Source organism: Bradyrhizobium sp. GW821-FHT13H05, assembly GCF_058804065.1.
On record NZ_JBXAPO010000004.1, the window covers coordinates 635,081 to 648,699 of the forward strand.

The following is a 13,619-nucleotide window of genomic DNA, read 5'->3' on the forward strand; positions in this document are numbered from 1 at the left end:
AAGATCATGTCGAGCAGAAAAATGATGAGGGCAGGCATCGCCAGCGGCGTGATCGCAGGCGCTCTTCCGGCGGCCCTTCCGATAAGAGCCGCCAGCGCCGAAACCACGCAAATGTCGGCAGGCGCGACGCTGCGAAACAGCGTCGGCATGGAGTTTGTCCGGATTCCGGCCGGTGACTTCCCGATGGGCGCGGCACCGGACGACCGCCAAGCGCTTGGCAGCGAGAGGCCGCCACATCAAGTCACGATCAGCAAGCCGTTCTATCTCAGCCGCTACGAGGTCACGCAGGCACAATGGGAAGCCGTGATGGGGTCCAACCCCTACACACAGTCACGGTCGAATCCGTTCTACGAACTCCCCGGCATGGCCGAGCGATTGAGGCATCCGACCAATCCAGCGACGGTGTCCTGGAATGATGCTCAGGAGTTCATCCGCCGGCTCAATGCGACGGAAGGTCACAACAAATATCGGCTGCCGACCGAGGCGGAGTGGGAGTACGCCGCGCGGGCGGGAACGACGACCATCTACTCGTTCGGCAACGACGCACGGGAGCTGAGCCGCCACGCCTGGCACGGCGAGAGCTTCGCGACGGGTTCGACGCACCCGGTCGGGCAAAAGCAGCCCAACTCATGGGGTCTGTACGACATCCACGGCAATGTGTGGGAGTGGGTACAGGACTGGTTTGATGAGCGCTACTACGCGAGCAGCCCGGCACGCGACCCGCAAGGTCCGGCCTCGGGTTCAGGCCGGGTCGTCCGCGGTGGCAGTTGGCATGAGACAGGCGACGGCTGGCGGTCATCCGCACGTCGTCCCTATCAGCCGGACTACCGCGGCATCAGCATCGGGTTGCGGTTGGTGCGAGCCGAGGACGGTTAGGGAATGGCCGTGTCACGTTGCCGCAGTTTCGTGCGCAGCTGTGCATGGACGGTGTCGTGGTCGCCGATATGCGGCCGTTTCACCGACTAGCCGTGCGATTCTGCACCATTCATGAATCAAGAGCATAAGCGCATGCCATGCCGCCGACCTAATCGGTATCGGTCGCGGCTGATAGCTTGGCGCTCGCATGAACGCGAACCCGCCGCATGTTGCGAAGTGTCGAGGCAGACAACCGCGACGGGCTACGTCAGGCATCTCCACATCGACATCGGCGGCACTTAATCAATGGCGAAGCAATAATGAAACGGGCTGTCATACGTCTCTTGGTCATGCTGGCCACAATGCCCGGACCGGCGTGCGGACAGGATGCGGCAACAGGTGAACGTCTATTCCGTCAACGTTGCGGAGCCTGCCACACCGTCCAGCCGGGGCAGAACCGGATTGGTCCATCGCTTGCCGGCATCGCCGGTCGGAAGGCGGGCAGCGTCGATGGCGCCCGCTACTCACAGGGCATGCGCAATCTTGGCGTGACGTGGGATGCCGCACGGATCAGCACGTTCATTTCAAATCCGCGCGCGATGGTCGCCGACACGACGATGACGGTCTCCGTGCCCGATGAGACCGATCGCACCAACATCGTTGCCTATCTCCTGGGATTGGCAGCGCCCAACTAGCTCGCCCCCTCCATACCAAACCGGAACACAAGATGGCCAAGCTCAACATCAACGGGAAAGTCGCCGAAGTCGACGTCGAGGACGACACGCCGCTGCTCTGGGTTATCCGTGAGCATGTCCGCCTGACCGGCACGAAGTATGGCTGCGGCGTCGCCCAGTGCGGGGCCTGCACCGTGCATGTCGACGGCGCCGCCACGCGCTCCTGCGCACTGCCGATCAGTGCCGTGACCGAGGACCAGAAGATCGTCACCATCGAAGGACTTGGCGCCGACAAGCCGCATCCGGTGCAGGACGTCTGGGCCGAGCTCGATGTCGCCCAATGCGGCTACTGCCAGGTCGGCATGATCATGGCCGTATCCGCGCTGCTCGCACAGAACCCTCGCCCGAGCGATGACGATATTCGCTCCGAGATCACCAATATCTGCCGTTGCGGCACCTATCCGCGCGTGCTCGCCGGTGTGAAGCTCGCCGCCGAGCGGATGGCGACGAACCGTGGCTGAGGAGAGATCGATGACCATGCAGAGCCAGACTGGCAAGCGCGACAGCAACCTCTCGCGCCGCGGATTCCTCGCCGGCTCGGGCGCCATCGCAGGCGCCTTCACGTTCGGCTTCTCGTTTCCGTTGCCGATGCGCGCCGTCGCTCAAACGGTTGCGCCGGAGGTCAACGCCTGGGTCGTGATCCAGCCGGATGAGACCGTGATCATCCGCATCGCCCGCACTGAGATGGGACAGGGCTCGCTCACCGGCCTCGCCCAACTCGTTGCCGAGGAACTCGAGTGCGATTGGGACAAGGTGCGCTTCGAACTGGTCAAGCCCGGCGAGAACCGGCGGCGCGATCGCGTGTGGCGGGATTTGTCGACCGGCGGGTCTCGCGCCATTCGCGGCTCGCAGGAATATGTGCGCATGGGCGGAGCTACGGCGCGCGCGATGCTGGTCCAGGCCGCGGCAACTCAGTGGGGCGTACCCGCCGCACAATGCACGGCGATGAAGGGCGTGATTACCCATGCCGGCACCCGGCGCTCGACCACGTATGGCGCCGTTGCCGCGGCGGCGAACGGAATCACCCCGCCGACCGACATCAAGCTCAAGGATCCGAAGGACTGGACGATCGCCGGCAAGCCCTTGAAGCGTCTCGACACGCGCGACAAGCTCAATGGCTCGCTGGTCTACGGCATGGACTACAGCATGCCGGGCATGCTTGTCGCCGTTCCCAGGGGCTGTCCTGTCCATGGCGGCAAGCTGAAGAGCTTTGACGCAAAGGCGATCACCGGCATGCGCGGCGTCAAGCATGTGCTGCGCGTCGACGACGAGACCGTGGCAGTCGTCGCCGACACCTTCTGGCGCGCCAAGACCGCGCTCGACGCCCTGCCGATCGAATGGGACGAAGGGCCGAACGGGAAAGTCTCCAGCGCGACCATCGCCGAAACGCTGCGCGAGGGCCTGGGCGCGGACACATCCTATATCGGCAATCAAGCCGGTGATGCCAAGGGCACGCTGACGAAAGCTGCACGGGTCATCGAGGCGGACTACAGCTTTCCCTACCAGAACCACGCCCCGATGGAGGTGCTGTGCGCGACCGTGCGCTGGACGACCGAGCGCTGTGACGTCTGGGGGCCGACACAGGTAGCCGATGCGGCGCTCAACACCGTGGCCACCACCGCCGGACTTCCGCCGGAAGCGTGCGAAATACACGTCATGCGCATCGGCGGCAGCTTCGGCCGGAGGCTCCAGACCGACTATCTGCGCATCGCCACGCTGATCGCCAAGCAAGTGCCGGGCACACCGGTGAAGATGATGTGGACCCGCGAGGAAGACATGGCGCAAGGCCGCTTCCACCCGGTCACCCAGTGTCGCCTGCGCGCTTCGCTGACGAGCGACGGCAACGTTGAAGCCCTGCACATGCGCATCTCCGGCCAGTCGATCGCGATCTATGCCTACCCGTCGGCGATGACGAACAATGGCGATCCCTTCGTTTTTCAGGGGCTGATGCCCGGTGGCGCGGAAATGGCGATCGGGTACACCTTTCCGAACGTACTGATCGACCATGCCATGCGCAACCCGCACATCCGTCCGGGCGCGTGGCGCGGCGTGAACCTCAACCAGAACGCCGTCTATCTCGAATGCTTCGTCGACGAGCTCGCACACGCCGCGGGCCAGGATCCGCTGGCTTTCCGCCGCAAGCTGATGGCGAACCATCCCAAGCACCTCGCGGTGCTCGAAGCCGCGGCCAAGGGCATCGGCTGGGAGACCAAGCCGCCGCAGGGCGTCTATCGCGGCCTCGCCCAGGTGATGGGCTTCGGCAGCTATGTGGCTGCCGCGGCCGAAGTGTCGGTCTCACGGGGCAAGCTGAAAATCCACCGCATCGTCGCGGCCACCGACCCCGGCCACGTCGTCAACCCGCAGCAGGTCGAAGCGCAGGTGGCGGGTTCCTTCGTCTACGGTCTCTCCGCCATGCTCTATGGCGAATGCACCGTGAAGGACGGGCGGATCGAGCAGCAGAACTTTGATACATACAACGTGATGCGCCTCGACGAGATGCCGGAGGTCAAGGTGATCGCGATGCCGTCCGGAGGTTTCTGGGGCGGCGTCGGCGAGCCAACGATCGCCGTCGCGGCTCCCGCCGTCCTGAACGCGGTCTTCGCAGCAACCGGCAAGCGGGTTCGCAATCTGCCACTGAAGAACTTCGATCTCGGTATGAGCTGAGGACGCGGCACCGACACTCGATCAAGGAGACGGCATCATGAAGACAATCGCTGCCGGAATTGCGCTCTCGGCACTCGCCGCGGCAGGCGTCGAGGCGGAAGAGGTGAAGCGCAATCGCGTTGCCCCGCCAGCGGTCTATGAAGTGGCTCCTGGGCTCGGCCATTTCACCGACGATGTGCTGTTCGGCGAGGTGTGGCTCCGCAAGGAGCTCGCCCCGCGCGACCGCAGCCTGGTCACGGTGGCCGGGCTCGTCTCGACCGGCAAGACGGGGCAAATCCCCGGACACGTCCGGCGGGCGCTCGACAACGGCGTGAAGCCCGGCGAGATCGGCGAACTCATCACCCAACTTGCTTTCTATACGGGCTGGCCGAACGCCATTTCCGCCGTCACCGAGGTGAAGAAGGTGTTCGATGAGCGCAGGATCGGCGCCGTCAAGTCCGGCGATGCCACTCCGATCACGCTCGAAGCTGCGACGGAAGTCGCGCGAGCAGCCAGAGTGAACAGCACGGTAGGACCGACCGCCCCGGCTTTCGCCGAGCTCACGAACCGCGTGCTGTTCGGCGATCTCTGGCGCCGACCGGAGCTGTCGCCACGCGACCGCAGCCTCGTCACCATGGCGGCGCTCATAGCCATCGGGCAGCCCGAACAGCTCGCCTTCCATGCCAATCGTGCCATGGACAATGGCCTGACCCGCACGGAAGCGGCCGAAGTTGCGACACATCTCGGCTTCTATGCAGGATGGCCGCGCGCAATCTCGGCGGTCCCCGTTCTCGAGCGCGTATTCGCCAGTCGAGAAGCCACCGCGCAACCGTCTGCTGTGCCGGAGGCCGCTTTGCGGATCATCCGCTCGACGCCTGAAACAACGTCGATCGGCCCTGCCGATCGCTTCACCGGCGAGGTGCACGTCTCGGGCCTGTATCGGGGCGAGGAGCCGGCCCGCATCGGAGGTGGCACGGTCGCGTTCGCCGCGGGCGCCCGGACCGCGTGGCACACCCATCCGCTCGGCCAGACGCTGTTCATCATCTCAGGCCGCGGCTGGGTGCAGAAGGAAGGCGGACCGAGACAGGAAGTCGGTCCCGGTGACGTGGTCTGGATTCCGCCGAACGTGCGCCATTGGCACGGCGCGAGCGCCGACCAGCCGATGACGCATTTCGCCATCGCCGAGGCGCTGAACGGAAACACCGTGACCTGGATGGAGTTGGTCACCGATGAGATTTATCGGAATGGTGCGCAATAAACTGGAGGCAACCCGACTGAGGAGCGCTGAAGAAGCCGCTATGGCATCATCGATCCGCCTCGTGGGGTGCCGCCGTCCCTGGTCAGTGCAGGGCGCCCACGATCGTGCTTGGCCGCCTTGCATTCGCGATCGCTGTGCCTTTGCTTGGCCGGCTATCCCGCGAGTCAACGACAGCGATCCGCTCTCCGCCAAGGCGAAACGCGCGGCAATCCTCGCTCAGCCCAAGGTTGCCGTGCATGCGCGGCCGCTCACTCGCATCGCGAATCCGGCCGAGCCGTTCCTCGAAACAGGCTCGGATTGCGGAGTTGGTGATCTACTTCAGCCTAAACCGCGCAGTTGTCGCATAGAACAACTCGTCCGGTGACCCGGCCTGCCCTCAATCTGTCCAATGCCTCATTCGCCTGATCACGAGGCATGTGATCGATCGGAATGGGCTTGAGTTTTCCGGAATTCGCCAGCTCGACCACATCCTTCAGGTCCTGAAGCGTTCCAGTCGACGACCCCATCACGCTTCTGGGCAGAAACACCATACTCGCAAGAGGGATATCGAGTTCACCGCCGCCGAGTCCGATCAGCACAAGCTTGCCGCCCTTGCCGAGACTGTTGAATGCGGCATTCGCGGTCTTGGTGTTGTTCACGAAATCGATCGCATACAGGACCGATCCACCGGCACACTTGACGATCTCCGCCGCGAGGTCATCCACTCTCCCATCCACGAAGGCCGTCGCACCGGCTTCCATCACCGCCGCGCGCTTGTTCTCGTCGGTATCAACGACGACGATATTGCGGTGGCCGAGAGCGCGGAGCATGGCGATCGCGGAATGTCCGAGCCCGCCCGCCCCGATCAGCAGCGCCGCGCTGTCGGGCGGCATCGACCCAAGCTTGCGGATAGCCGAGAGGACAGTAATTCCTGAACAGGCGTAGGTGGCAGCCACCGCCGGGTCGAGGTTTCCGGGATCAACAAGATATCTCCAATGCGGCACCAATACGTGCGAGCTGAAGCCGCCGTGTCGAACGACGCCAATGCTCGACTGTCTCGTGCACATATTGTCTTCGCCGGCCGCGCATCGGTCGCATTGTCCGCAGCCAATCCATGGAAAGACGATCCGGCGCTCACCCACCTTGGCGCCTTTGGCGTCCGGCCCCAGCGCCACGACAGTGCCGACGACCTCGTGACCTGGAGCCCGGGGCAACACCACTCCCCGCTCTGCGAGACGGACCTTCTTTCCGTAGCCCAGGTTGTATTCGCCCTCCCAGAAATGGAGGTCGGAGTGGCACACGCCGCAGTGCGACACCTCCACCAGAACCTGTTCCCCCGAAGGATCAGGCGTCTCCAGTTCGATTGCCTGTAACGGTCGGCCGTTTTCAACCACTGCCCACATTCGCATCGCATTCCTCCCACTGCACAGCCGGTCACCGGCAGGCGCCGCCTCTCGTCGGGCGAACTTCGCCGCAGGTTAACGGCATCCGGCCATTGGTCAACAATTAAACCATTTACGATTTCGTCAGATGATGAATGGCTGACCGTTAGTATCTAATCAATTCTGTTGCGGATGCCGGCCCGAAGGCCTATGGTTAACCATTGACGCGTGTAACGGCGATTATCGAGAGCCGCTCCCGTGTCCCTAAATCGCCGGCCAGCAAGCCGGGGCAAAAAATGCAAAGAGGAGGAGCCAATGTATTTGACCGGCGAGCCGACCGCGACGACGGCAGCAGAGCGGGCAATCTCCGTCTCGACGATGCAGGCAAGATCACGCCAACGGCTGATCCTCTCGACGCTGCTGGGAACGACGATCGAATTCTTCGACGTCTACATTTACGGCTTGGCGGCGGGCCTCTACTTCGCTCACCTGTTCTTTCCAAACACAAGCCCGGCTGTCGGGGTGATCGCATCGTTCGGAACCCTGGCCAGCGGCTTTCTGGTACGGCCGATCGGCGGCATTATCGGCGGTCATTTCGGCGACCGCTATGGTCGCAAGAAGGTTCTCGTTGCCAGCATGATCACTATGGGCGCGAGCACATTCGCGGTCGGGATCCTGCCGAGCTACGCGACGATCGGGATCCTGGCGCCCGCCTTGCTCATCCTCGCGCGGCTCTGCCAAGGGCTCGGAGCCGGGGCCGAATGGGGCGGTGGAGTGCTGATGCTCGTCGAGCATATGGACAAGAACCATCGCGGATTCTGGGGCAGCCTCGCCAACTTCGGCATCTGGCTCGGCATCGCGATCGGCACGCTGATTTTTGCCGGGATCACCCGCCTGCCACAAGAGACCCAGGACTGGGCCTGGCGTGTGCCCTTCATTGCGTCGGCGGCGTTGGTGCTCGTCGGGCTCTGGGTCCGGATGGGCGTCAGCGAAACGCCAATTTTCGTCAAGGCAGAACGGGAGACGAAAGGCGCAGAACGGAAAAAACTGCCTATTGCCGATCTGTTTCAGAAGCACAAGAAAGCGACGATCACCGCCATCTTCATCGCGACCGGCGCAGCATCGTACCAAATCTACGCGACGTTTGCGACGTCGTATGCGGGTGCGCTCCATCTGCCCATGAGCACGATCCTGCTGTTCCAGTTCGTGAACGGCGTTCTCGCGATGGTGCTGACGGTGTTCTTCGGCTGGCTTTCGGACAAGACCGGACGACGCGTGTTGGCGATCGCGGGCAGCATCATCGTCCCACCAGCCATGTACTTGCTGTTCTGGTCGCTCAACAACGCCAACATGGCGCTTATTCCGGTCTCGCTGACCTTGCTCGAGATCGGGCATTCCATGGTGTATGGTCCAATGGGCGCATTCCTGGCCGAGTTGTTCGACACGCGCACCCGCTACACCGGGGTTTCGATCGCCTATCAGATCGGCGCCGGCGCAGTCGCGGGGCTCGGTCCTCTGGTCGCCTCCTCGATCCTGGCGGCCGCTGGCGGCCCGCCGAATGTCTACGCCGTTCCGCTCATCGTGCTGCTCACGGGTGCCCTGACGATCGTTGGAGCCATGCTGGCCCCAGACCGGGCTCGACAAGACCTCGCGGCCTAGAATCGCCGGGCACTCAGGACAATTCCCGCGGCGCCCGTATCGCCGCCAAGCGCCTCAGGACAAGCGCCTCAGGAATAGACAGGAGCCGCCCGAGGGCGGCTCCTGTCGAACCAGCATCAAGAGCCGCGATATTTCTCGTGCAACGCGAGCAGGTTCCGGGCGCGCTTGAGATGCGGAATATCGAACATCTTGCCATCGATGCCGACGGTGCCGACCCCTTCCGCCCCGTCGAACGCCGCAATGATCTTCCTCGCGATCTCCAGTTCCTCGGACGACGGAGCAAAAGCCTCATTGATAGGCCCGACCTGATCTGGATGAATGGCCGCGCGACCGGTGAAGCCTTCCCTAGCCGCCTCCTTGGAGGAAACGCGCAAGCCTTCGACGTCGCGATAATCCACATGAACCGTCTCGATGGCCTGCACGCCTGCCGCCTTGGCGGCGAGCAGCACGGCCGAACGCGTCCAGCGGTAGGTGAGCGCCCAAGCGCCTGAACTGTCGACGTTGGTCGAAGCGCCAATGGCAGCACTGAGATCTTCAGCGCCCCAGTTCAGGGCCACGAGACGGGGCAGCTTCGCTCCGGCAAATTCCGGCAGGCGCAGAACGGCGGCAGGGGTTTCGGTCGCCACGGCACAGATCTTGATTCTGCCGGGCGCGACGTCTTCCCGCACCTCCAACGAATCCAGACAGTGGCTCAGGTGTTCAATATCGTCGGGCCCATCGATCTTCGGCAGCACGACACCGTCTGGATTCCCGCCTACGACGGCGGCGAGGTCGACGAGCGCGGAATCGTCGAACGCATTGATGCGCACCCAGAGCTGGCATTTGCGCGCGCCGGCTGGCCGCGCATCGAGAAACTCCCGGACCTTCTTCCGCGCATCGGCCCGATTGCCGGGGGCAACGGAATCCTCCAGATCGAGCACGATGGCGTCAGCGCCACTTCCGTCCGCCCTGCCGAGCTTTCTGAGGTTGTCACCTGGAATATACAGCATGGAACGGAGGTACATGATCAGCGTCCTCTCCCGATCGTGAATGCACTCACGGCGCTCAGGCAATGGCCTTTGCCGTCCGCAGCCCTTCGATGTCCCTCAGGGAAAAACCCATCTCCTGAAGAATGTCCAGGGTATGCTCGCCGTGCGTCGGCGCCGGTCTGCCGGCCTCGCGAGGTTGATCGCCCAGCGTGAAGGGAAGCCCAACCGATCGGATGGGTCCACCGCGCGGATGATCGTATTTCACAACGAGTCCCGTGGCTTCCGTATGCGGGTGCTCCAGCACCTGCTTGATCGTGTTGATCGGCGCGCAGGGCACGCCGACCTTGGCAAGACTATCATTCCACTCGGCCACGGAACGCTTGACGATAGCCCTCTGCACGAGCTCATCGGTTTCGGCTCGGTGCGCCACGCGATCGGCATTGCTGCGGAATTTCGGATGGTCGACGATTTCGCCCAGATCGGCGACGGCGCAGAACTTCCGCCACAACCCATCATTCGCCACGCCCAGCAGAAGCGGTCCGTCAGCCGCCTCGAAGGCCCGATAGGGACACATGGATTCGTGAGAGGAGCCACACTTCGGCGGCTGCTCCCCGCGCTCCCAGAAGCTCTGCAAATTGTATCGAAGCAGACCGAGCGACGTTTCGAAAAGGTTGACCTTGACGGTCGTTCCCTTCCCCGTCTGATTCCGTTCGAGCAGCGCCGCCAGGATGCCCGCGAGTGCATGGGCGCCCGTCATCTGGTCGATCGGCGAGATCGGGCTGCGGACATATCCACTGCCTTCGTCGCCGGTCAGCGACATCATGCCGCTGAACGCCTGGAGTATCACATCGTAACCCGGCAGGTTTTTGAGGGGACCGCTACGGCCAAACCCGGATATGCTGCAATGGACAAGACGCTCGTTCAGCGGCCGCAGGCTGTCTGCGTCGATGCCGAGGCGCTCGGCGACGCCCGAGCCGAAGCTCTCGATTGCGATATCGGCCGACCTGGCAAGTTGATGCGCGATCGACCGTCCGGCCTCGGTCTTCAGGTCGAGCGCGATGCTTCGCTTGTTTCTGTTGACGCTCAGGAAGACAGCGCCGAGCCCTTCCGCGCGAAACGGCGGCCAGCCGCGGGTGTCGTCTCCAAGCACGAGCGGCTCCACCTTGATGACCTCCGCACCGAGTTCGCCGAGCGTCTGAGTGCATAGCGGACCCGCCAAAACCTTGGAGAAGTCGAGAACCTTGATACCAGCCAGCGGTTTCATCTTTCAGCCCTTCGGCTTTTTCATCATCAACGCGACCCGCGTACAGGTGGCGACCAACTCGTCACGCTGATTGAAGGCTTCGTGCAGAAAGATCGTAATGCCGGCGTTCGGGCGCGACTGGCTCTCTCGCAATTCCTTGACCGTCGTCCGCACATGGATCGTGTCGCCGTGCAGCACCGGCCTTGGAAAGCGAACCTCGTTCCATCCGAGATTGCCGATCGTGGTGCCAAGCGTCGTGTCCTCGACGGTCACGCCGACCATTAGCCCCAGTGTGAACGCACTGTTGACGATGCGTTGACCGTATTCCGTATGCTTTCGGCAGTACTCCTCGTCGATGTGGAGTGGAGCCGGATTGTGGGTGAGGGCCGAGAACAGGACATTGTCCATTTCGGTCACGGTACGCCTGACGGCGTGATCGAATGTCTGCCCCACGGAGAGATCTTCATAGTACAGGCCCGGCATGTCTGCAGCCTCCCCTCGTCAATAGGATTTTGGAAGGTCAAGGACCTTCTCGCCGATGAAGTTCAGGATCATCTGGTCGGTGATCGGTCCGATGCGCGTCACAAGCACTTCGCGCAGCAACCGCTCGACGTGATACTCCTTGGCGTAGCCCATGCCGCCGAGCGTCAGCACCGCTTGCTGGCAGGTCTGGTAACCCGCGCGCGACCCCAGAAGCTTGGCGCTGTTCGCCTGTGCACCGCAGGGCAAGCCGGCATCATAGAGGTCGGCTGCCCGCTCGGCCATCAACAGCGCAGCTTCCAGATTCACCCAGCACTCGGCCAGCGGGTGCTGAATGCCCTGGTTCTTGCCAATTGGACGGCCGAACACCACGCGTTCCCGCGCGTAGCGGACCGCGCGTTGCAGGGCATCCTGGCCGATCCCGATGGCTTCGACTGCGATGAGCACGCGCTCGGGATTGAGACCGTCCAGGAGATAGTGAAATCCCCGCCCCTCCTCTCCAATACGATCGGAATCGGGAACGAACAGATCGTCGATGAAGACTGCATTGGAGTCGACGGCGGCGCGGCCGTGCTTGGGAATGCGTCGCACCTCTATGTGGGCACGATCCAGATCCGTGTAGAACAGAGTCATGCCTTCGGTCGCCCTGCCCTTTCCCTTCTCTGGCTTGGGTGACGTCCGCACCAGCAGCAGGATCTTGTTGGCGACCTGCGCCGTGGAGATCCACATCTTACGGCCCGAGACGCGATAGCCGGAGTCGACCTTCCTGGCGAAGGTCTTGATGCTGGTTGTGTCGAGACCTGCATCCGGCTCGGTTACGCCGAAGCAGACCTGGTCCTGTCCGGAGATCAGCCTCGGAATCCAGCGCTCTTTCTGTTCTGCTGTGCCATGAACCACCATCGGATGCGGGCCGAACATGTTCATGTGGATGGACGAGGTCGCCGCCATTCCTCCACCGTGCGATGCCACGGTGTGCATCACGAGCATGGCCTCCTTGATGCCCAGTCCCGCGCCGCCGTACTCCTGCGGCATCGTCACCCCAAGCCATCCGTCGTCGGCCATCGCCCGATGGAACTCCCTCGGAAACCGTTCCTCTCGCTCGCAGTCGACCCAGTAGTCGTCATTGAACCGCTTGCAGATGGCGGAAACGCCATCGGTAATCGCCCGCTGTTCTTCCGTCAGGTTGAGCATAGAGATCCCTCTGGGATGGTGGCCGCGTCAGCGCCACCTCAAACTTAATGGTTGACCATTAGCAATGTTGCGCGACGATGTCCAGCAAATAGACGTATTTTCTCGGACAATCGACCTTATCAAAGTCAATGGTTGACATTTAACTATTGCCTGGATACTTTGCTTTTCGGACATTGCCAGGCGGAGCACAACGGCCTGGAAACGGAAGGTCGTCAGATGAAAAATCGACAGTGGGTATTGGCCGCGCACGCTCAAGGCGAGGTGGACGAGACCAGCTGGAGACTGACAGCGAGCGAGGTGCCAGAGCCCGGCGGACGGCAGATCCTCGTCAAGACCCTCTGGCTGTCGGTAGACCCCTACATGCGCGGCAAACTGAATGCAGGCGCGGGCATGGGGATCGGCGACCTCATGCAAGGAGGCGGCGTTGGCGAGGTCGTCGCATCCAATCATCCGGCATGGAAGGTCGGCGATCTTGCCGAGAGCCTGGACGTGGGGTGGCAGGAATACGCAGTCCTCACACCCGATCTTCCTGGTGCATCGAGAGTAAACAAGATCGACGCCAACACCACGCCGCCACAGGCCGCGCTGTCCTGGCTCGGGATGCCGGGCCTGACGGCGTACTTCGGCATGCTTGACGTCGGGCGCCCGAGGCCCGGCGACACCGTTGTGGTATCGGCGGCGGCCGGCGCCGTGGGGCAACTCGCTGGCCAGATCGCCAAATTGGCGGGCTGCCGCGTTGTCGGCATCGCCGGCTCGGATCGAAAGCTGGACTGGTGCAAGACCGTCGGCTTCGACGAGACGATCAACTACAAGAAGACGCCCGACCTGACCGCTGCAGTCGGACGGATTTGCCCCGGTGGCGTCAACGTGTTCTTCGACGGCACCGGCGGCGAGATCCACGACGCCGTCATGAAGAACCTGGCGACCGCAGCACGCGTCGCCATCGTCGGTCGCGTCGCCGTTGCCAGCAGGCCGGCCGGCGAGGATACCGGGCTGCGCGCCAGTTCCAGGCTAATTGCCACGCGCGCACTGGTTCAGGGGTTTGTCGTGTACGACTGGTGGCATCGGCGCGACGAGGCCCTTCAGCGCCTTGCGACGTTGACGAAGGCAGGACTGCTTCGATTCCAGGAGGACGTCGTGAACGGGTTCGAAAACGTGCCACACGCCTTCATACGAATGATGCGCGGTGACAATCTCGGCAAGCAGCTTGTGCGGCTATGACTTTCC

The 13,619-nt window shown here is 63.0% G+C and carries 12 protein-coding genes; 7 read left to right on the plus strand and 5 right to left on the minus strand.

Annotation, left to right across the window (positions count from 1 at the left end; all coding sequences use genetic code 11):
* Positions 1 to 6: 6 nt before the first annotated feature.
* From AC1RR3_RS16160 to AC1RR3_RS16180, 5 genes are all read left to right on the plus strand, one after another.
* Positions 7 to 876 carry a formylglycine-generating enzyme family protein gene (locus AC1RR3_RS16160; protein ID WP_492824096.1) on the plus strand — a complete coding sequence of 290 codons (870 nt, stop codon included), beginning with the start codon at positions 7 to 9 and terminating at the stop codon, positions 874 to 876.
* Positions 877 to 1,175: 299 nt separating this feature from the next.
* Positions 1,176 to 1,550 carry a c-type cytochrome gene (locus AC1RR3_RS16165; RefSeq protein ID WP_492824097.1) on the plus strand — a complete coding sequence of 125 codons (375 nt, stop codon included), beginning with the start codon at positions 1,176 to 1,178 and terminating at the stop codon, positions 1,548 to 1,550.
* 32 nt (positions 1,551 to 1,582) lie between these two features.
* Positions 1,583 to 2,050, plus strand: a complete 468-nt coding sequence (locus AC1RR3_RS16170; protein WP_492824098.1) for a (2Fe-2S)-binding protein — start codon at positions 1,583 to 1,585, stop codon at positions 2,048 to 2,050.
* Between the two features lie 10 nt (positions 2,051 to 2,060).
* A complete protein-coding gene (locus AC1RR3_RS16175) occupies positions 2,061 to 4,253 on the plus strand; it encodes a xanthine dehydrogenase family protein molybdopterin-binding subunit (RefSeq protein WP_492824099.1) in 2,193 nt (730 codons plus the stop codon).
* 37 nt (positions 4,254 to 4,290) lie between these two features.
* Positions 4,291 to 5,490 (plus strand): (R)-mandelonitrile lyase, encoded by a 1,200-nt coding sequence (locus AC1RR3_RS16180; protein ID WP_492824100.1) that lies wholly within the window; start codon positions 4,291 to 4,293, stop codon positions 5,488 to 5,490.
* 323 nt (positions 5,491 to 5,813) lie between these two features.
* On the opposite strand, the gene AC1RR3_RS16185 is transcribed toward AC1RR3_RS16180, so the two are convergent.
* On the minus strand, positions 5,814 to 6,878 hold the full coding sequence (locus tag AC1RR3_RS16185) for an alcohol dehydrogenase (protein ID WP_492824101.1): 1,065 nt from the start codon (positions 6,876 to 6,878) through the stop codon (positions 5,814 to 5,816).
* Between the two features lie 288 nt (positions 6,879 to 7,166).
* On the opposite strand from AC1RR3_RS16185, the gene AC1RR3_RS16190 reads away from it, so the two are divergent.
* The gene (locus tag AC1RR3_RS16190; RefSeq protein WP_492824102.1) at positions 7,167 to 8,510 is read left to right on the plus strand and encodes an MFS transporter; all 1,344 of its coding nucleotides are present in this window, start codon (positions 7,167 to 7,169) and stop codon (positions 8,508 to 8,510) included.
* Positions 8,511 to 8,626: 116 nt separating this feature from the next.
* Here the strand turns inward: AC1RR3_RS16190 and AC1RR3_RS16195 are convergent, their stop codons facing one another.
* From AC1RR3_RS16195 to AC1RR3_RS16210, 4 genes are read right to left on the minus strand one after another with little or no spacing between them, the layout of a single operon-like run.
* The gene (locus tag AC1RR3_RS16195; RefSeq protein ID WP_492824103.1) at positions 8,627 to 9,514 is read right to left on the minus strand and encodes an HpcH/HpaI aldolase/citrate lyase family protein; all 888 of its coding nucleotides are present in this window, start codon (positions 9,512 to 9,514) and stop codon (positions 8,627 to 8,629) included.
* A gap of 40 nt (positions 9,515 to 9,554) precedes the next feature.
* Complete coding sequence (locus AC1RR3_RS16200) at positions 9,555 to 10,742, minus strand: CaiB/BaiF CoA transferase family protein (protein WP_492824104.1); 1,188 nt, start codon at positions 10,740 to 10,742, stop codon at positions 9,555 to 9,557.
* Positions 10,743 to 10,745: 3 nt separating this feature from the next.
* The gene (locus tag AC1RR3_RS16205; protein ID WP_492824105.1) at positions 10,746 to 11,204 is read right to left on the minus strand and encodes a MaoC family dehydratase; all 459 of its coding nucleotides are present in this window, start codon (positions 11,202 to 11,204) and stop codon (positions 10,746 to 10,748) included.
* 18 nt (positions 11,205 to 11,222) lie between these two features.
* Positions 11,223 to 12,392, minus strand: coding sequence for an acyl-CoA dehydrogenase family protein (locus AC1RR3_RS16210; protein WP_492824106.1), 1,170 nt, complete (start codon positions 12,390 to 12,392; stop codon positions 11,223 to 11,225).
* 216 nt (positions 12,393 to 12,608) lie between these two features.
* Between AC1RR3_RS16210 and AC1RR3_RS16215 the strand changes: the two genes are divergently transcribed.
* Positions 12,609 to 13,613 (plus strand): NADP-dependent oxidoreductase, encoded by a 1,005-nt coding sequence (locus AC1RR3_RS16215; protein WP_492824107.1) that lies wholly within the window; start codon positions 12,609 to 12,611, stop codon positions 13,611 to 13,613.
* The last annotated feature ends 6 nt before the right edge of the window (positions 13,614 to 13,619 follow it).

What these genes read in the sequence shown, in the direction of transcription:
- AC1RR3_RS16160 (WP_492824096.1), top strand. Translation starts at nt 7, where the DNA reads ATGTCGAGCAGAAAAATGATGAGGGCAGGCATCGCCAGCGGCGTGATC.
- AC1RR3_RS16165 (WP_492824097.1), top strand. Translation starts at nt 1,176, where the DNA reads ATGAAACGGGCTGTCATACGTCTCTTGGTCATGCTGGCCACAATGCCC.
- AC1RR3_RS16170 (WP_492824098.1), top strand. Translation starts at nt 1,583, where the DNA reads ATGGCCAAGCTCAACATCAACGGGAAAGTCGCCGAAGTCGACGTCGAG.
- AC1RR3_RS16175 (WP_492824099.1), top strand. Translation starts at nt 2,061, where the DNA reads ATGACCATGCAGAGCCAGACTGGCAAGCGCGACAGCAACCTCTCGCGC.
- AC1RR3_RS16180 (WP_492824100.1), top strand. Translation starts at nt 4,291, where the DNA reads ATGAAGACAATCGCTGCCGGAATTGCGCTCTCGGCACTCGCCGCGGCA.
- AC1RR3_RS16185 (WP_492824101.1), bottom strand. Translation starts at nt 6,878, where the DNA reads ATGCGAATGTGGGCAGTGGTTGAAAACGGCCGACCGTTACAGGCAATC.
- AC1RR3_RS16190 (WP_492824102.1), top strand. Translation starts at nt 7,167, where the DNA reads ATGTATTTGACCGGCGAGCCGACCGCGACGACGGCAGCAGAGCGGGCA.
- AC1RR3_RS16195 (WP_492824103.1), bottom strand. Translation starts at nt 9,514, where the DNA reads ATGTACCTCCGTTCCATGCTGTATATTCCAGGTGACAACCTCAGAAAG.
- AC1RR3_RS16200 (WP_492824104.1), bottom strand. Translation starts at nt 10,742, where the DNA reads ATGAAACCGCTGGCTGGTATCAAGGTTCTCGACTTCTCCAAGGTTTTG.
- AC1RR3_RS16205 (WP_492824105.1), bottom strand. Translation starts at nt 11,204, where the DNA reads ATGCCGGGCCTGTACTATGAAGATCTCTCCGTGGGGCAGACATTCGAT.
- AC1RR3_RS16210 (WP_492824106.1), bottom strand. Translation starts at nt 12,392, where the DNA reads ATGCTCAACCTGACGGAAGAACAGCGGGCGATTACCGATGGCGTTTCC.
- AC1RR3_RS16215 (WP_492824107.1), top strand. Translation starts at nt 12,609, where the DNA reads ATGAAAAATCGACAGTGGGTATTGGCCGCGCACGCTCAAGGCGAGGTG.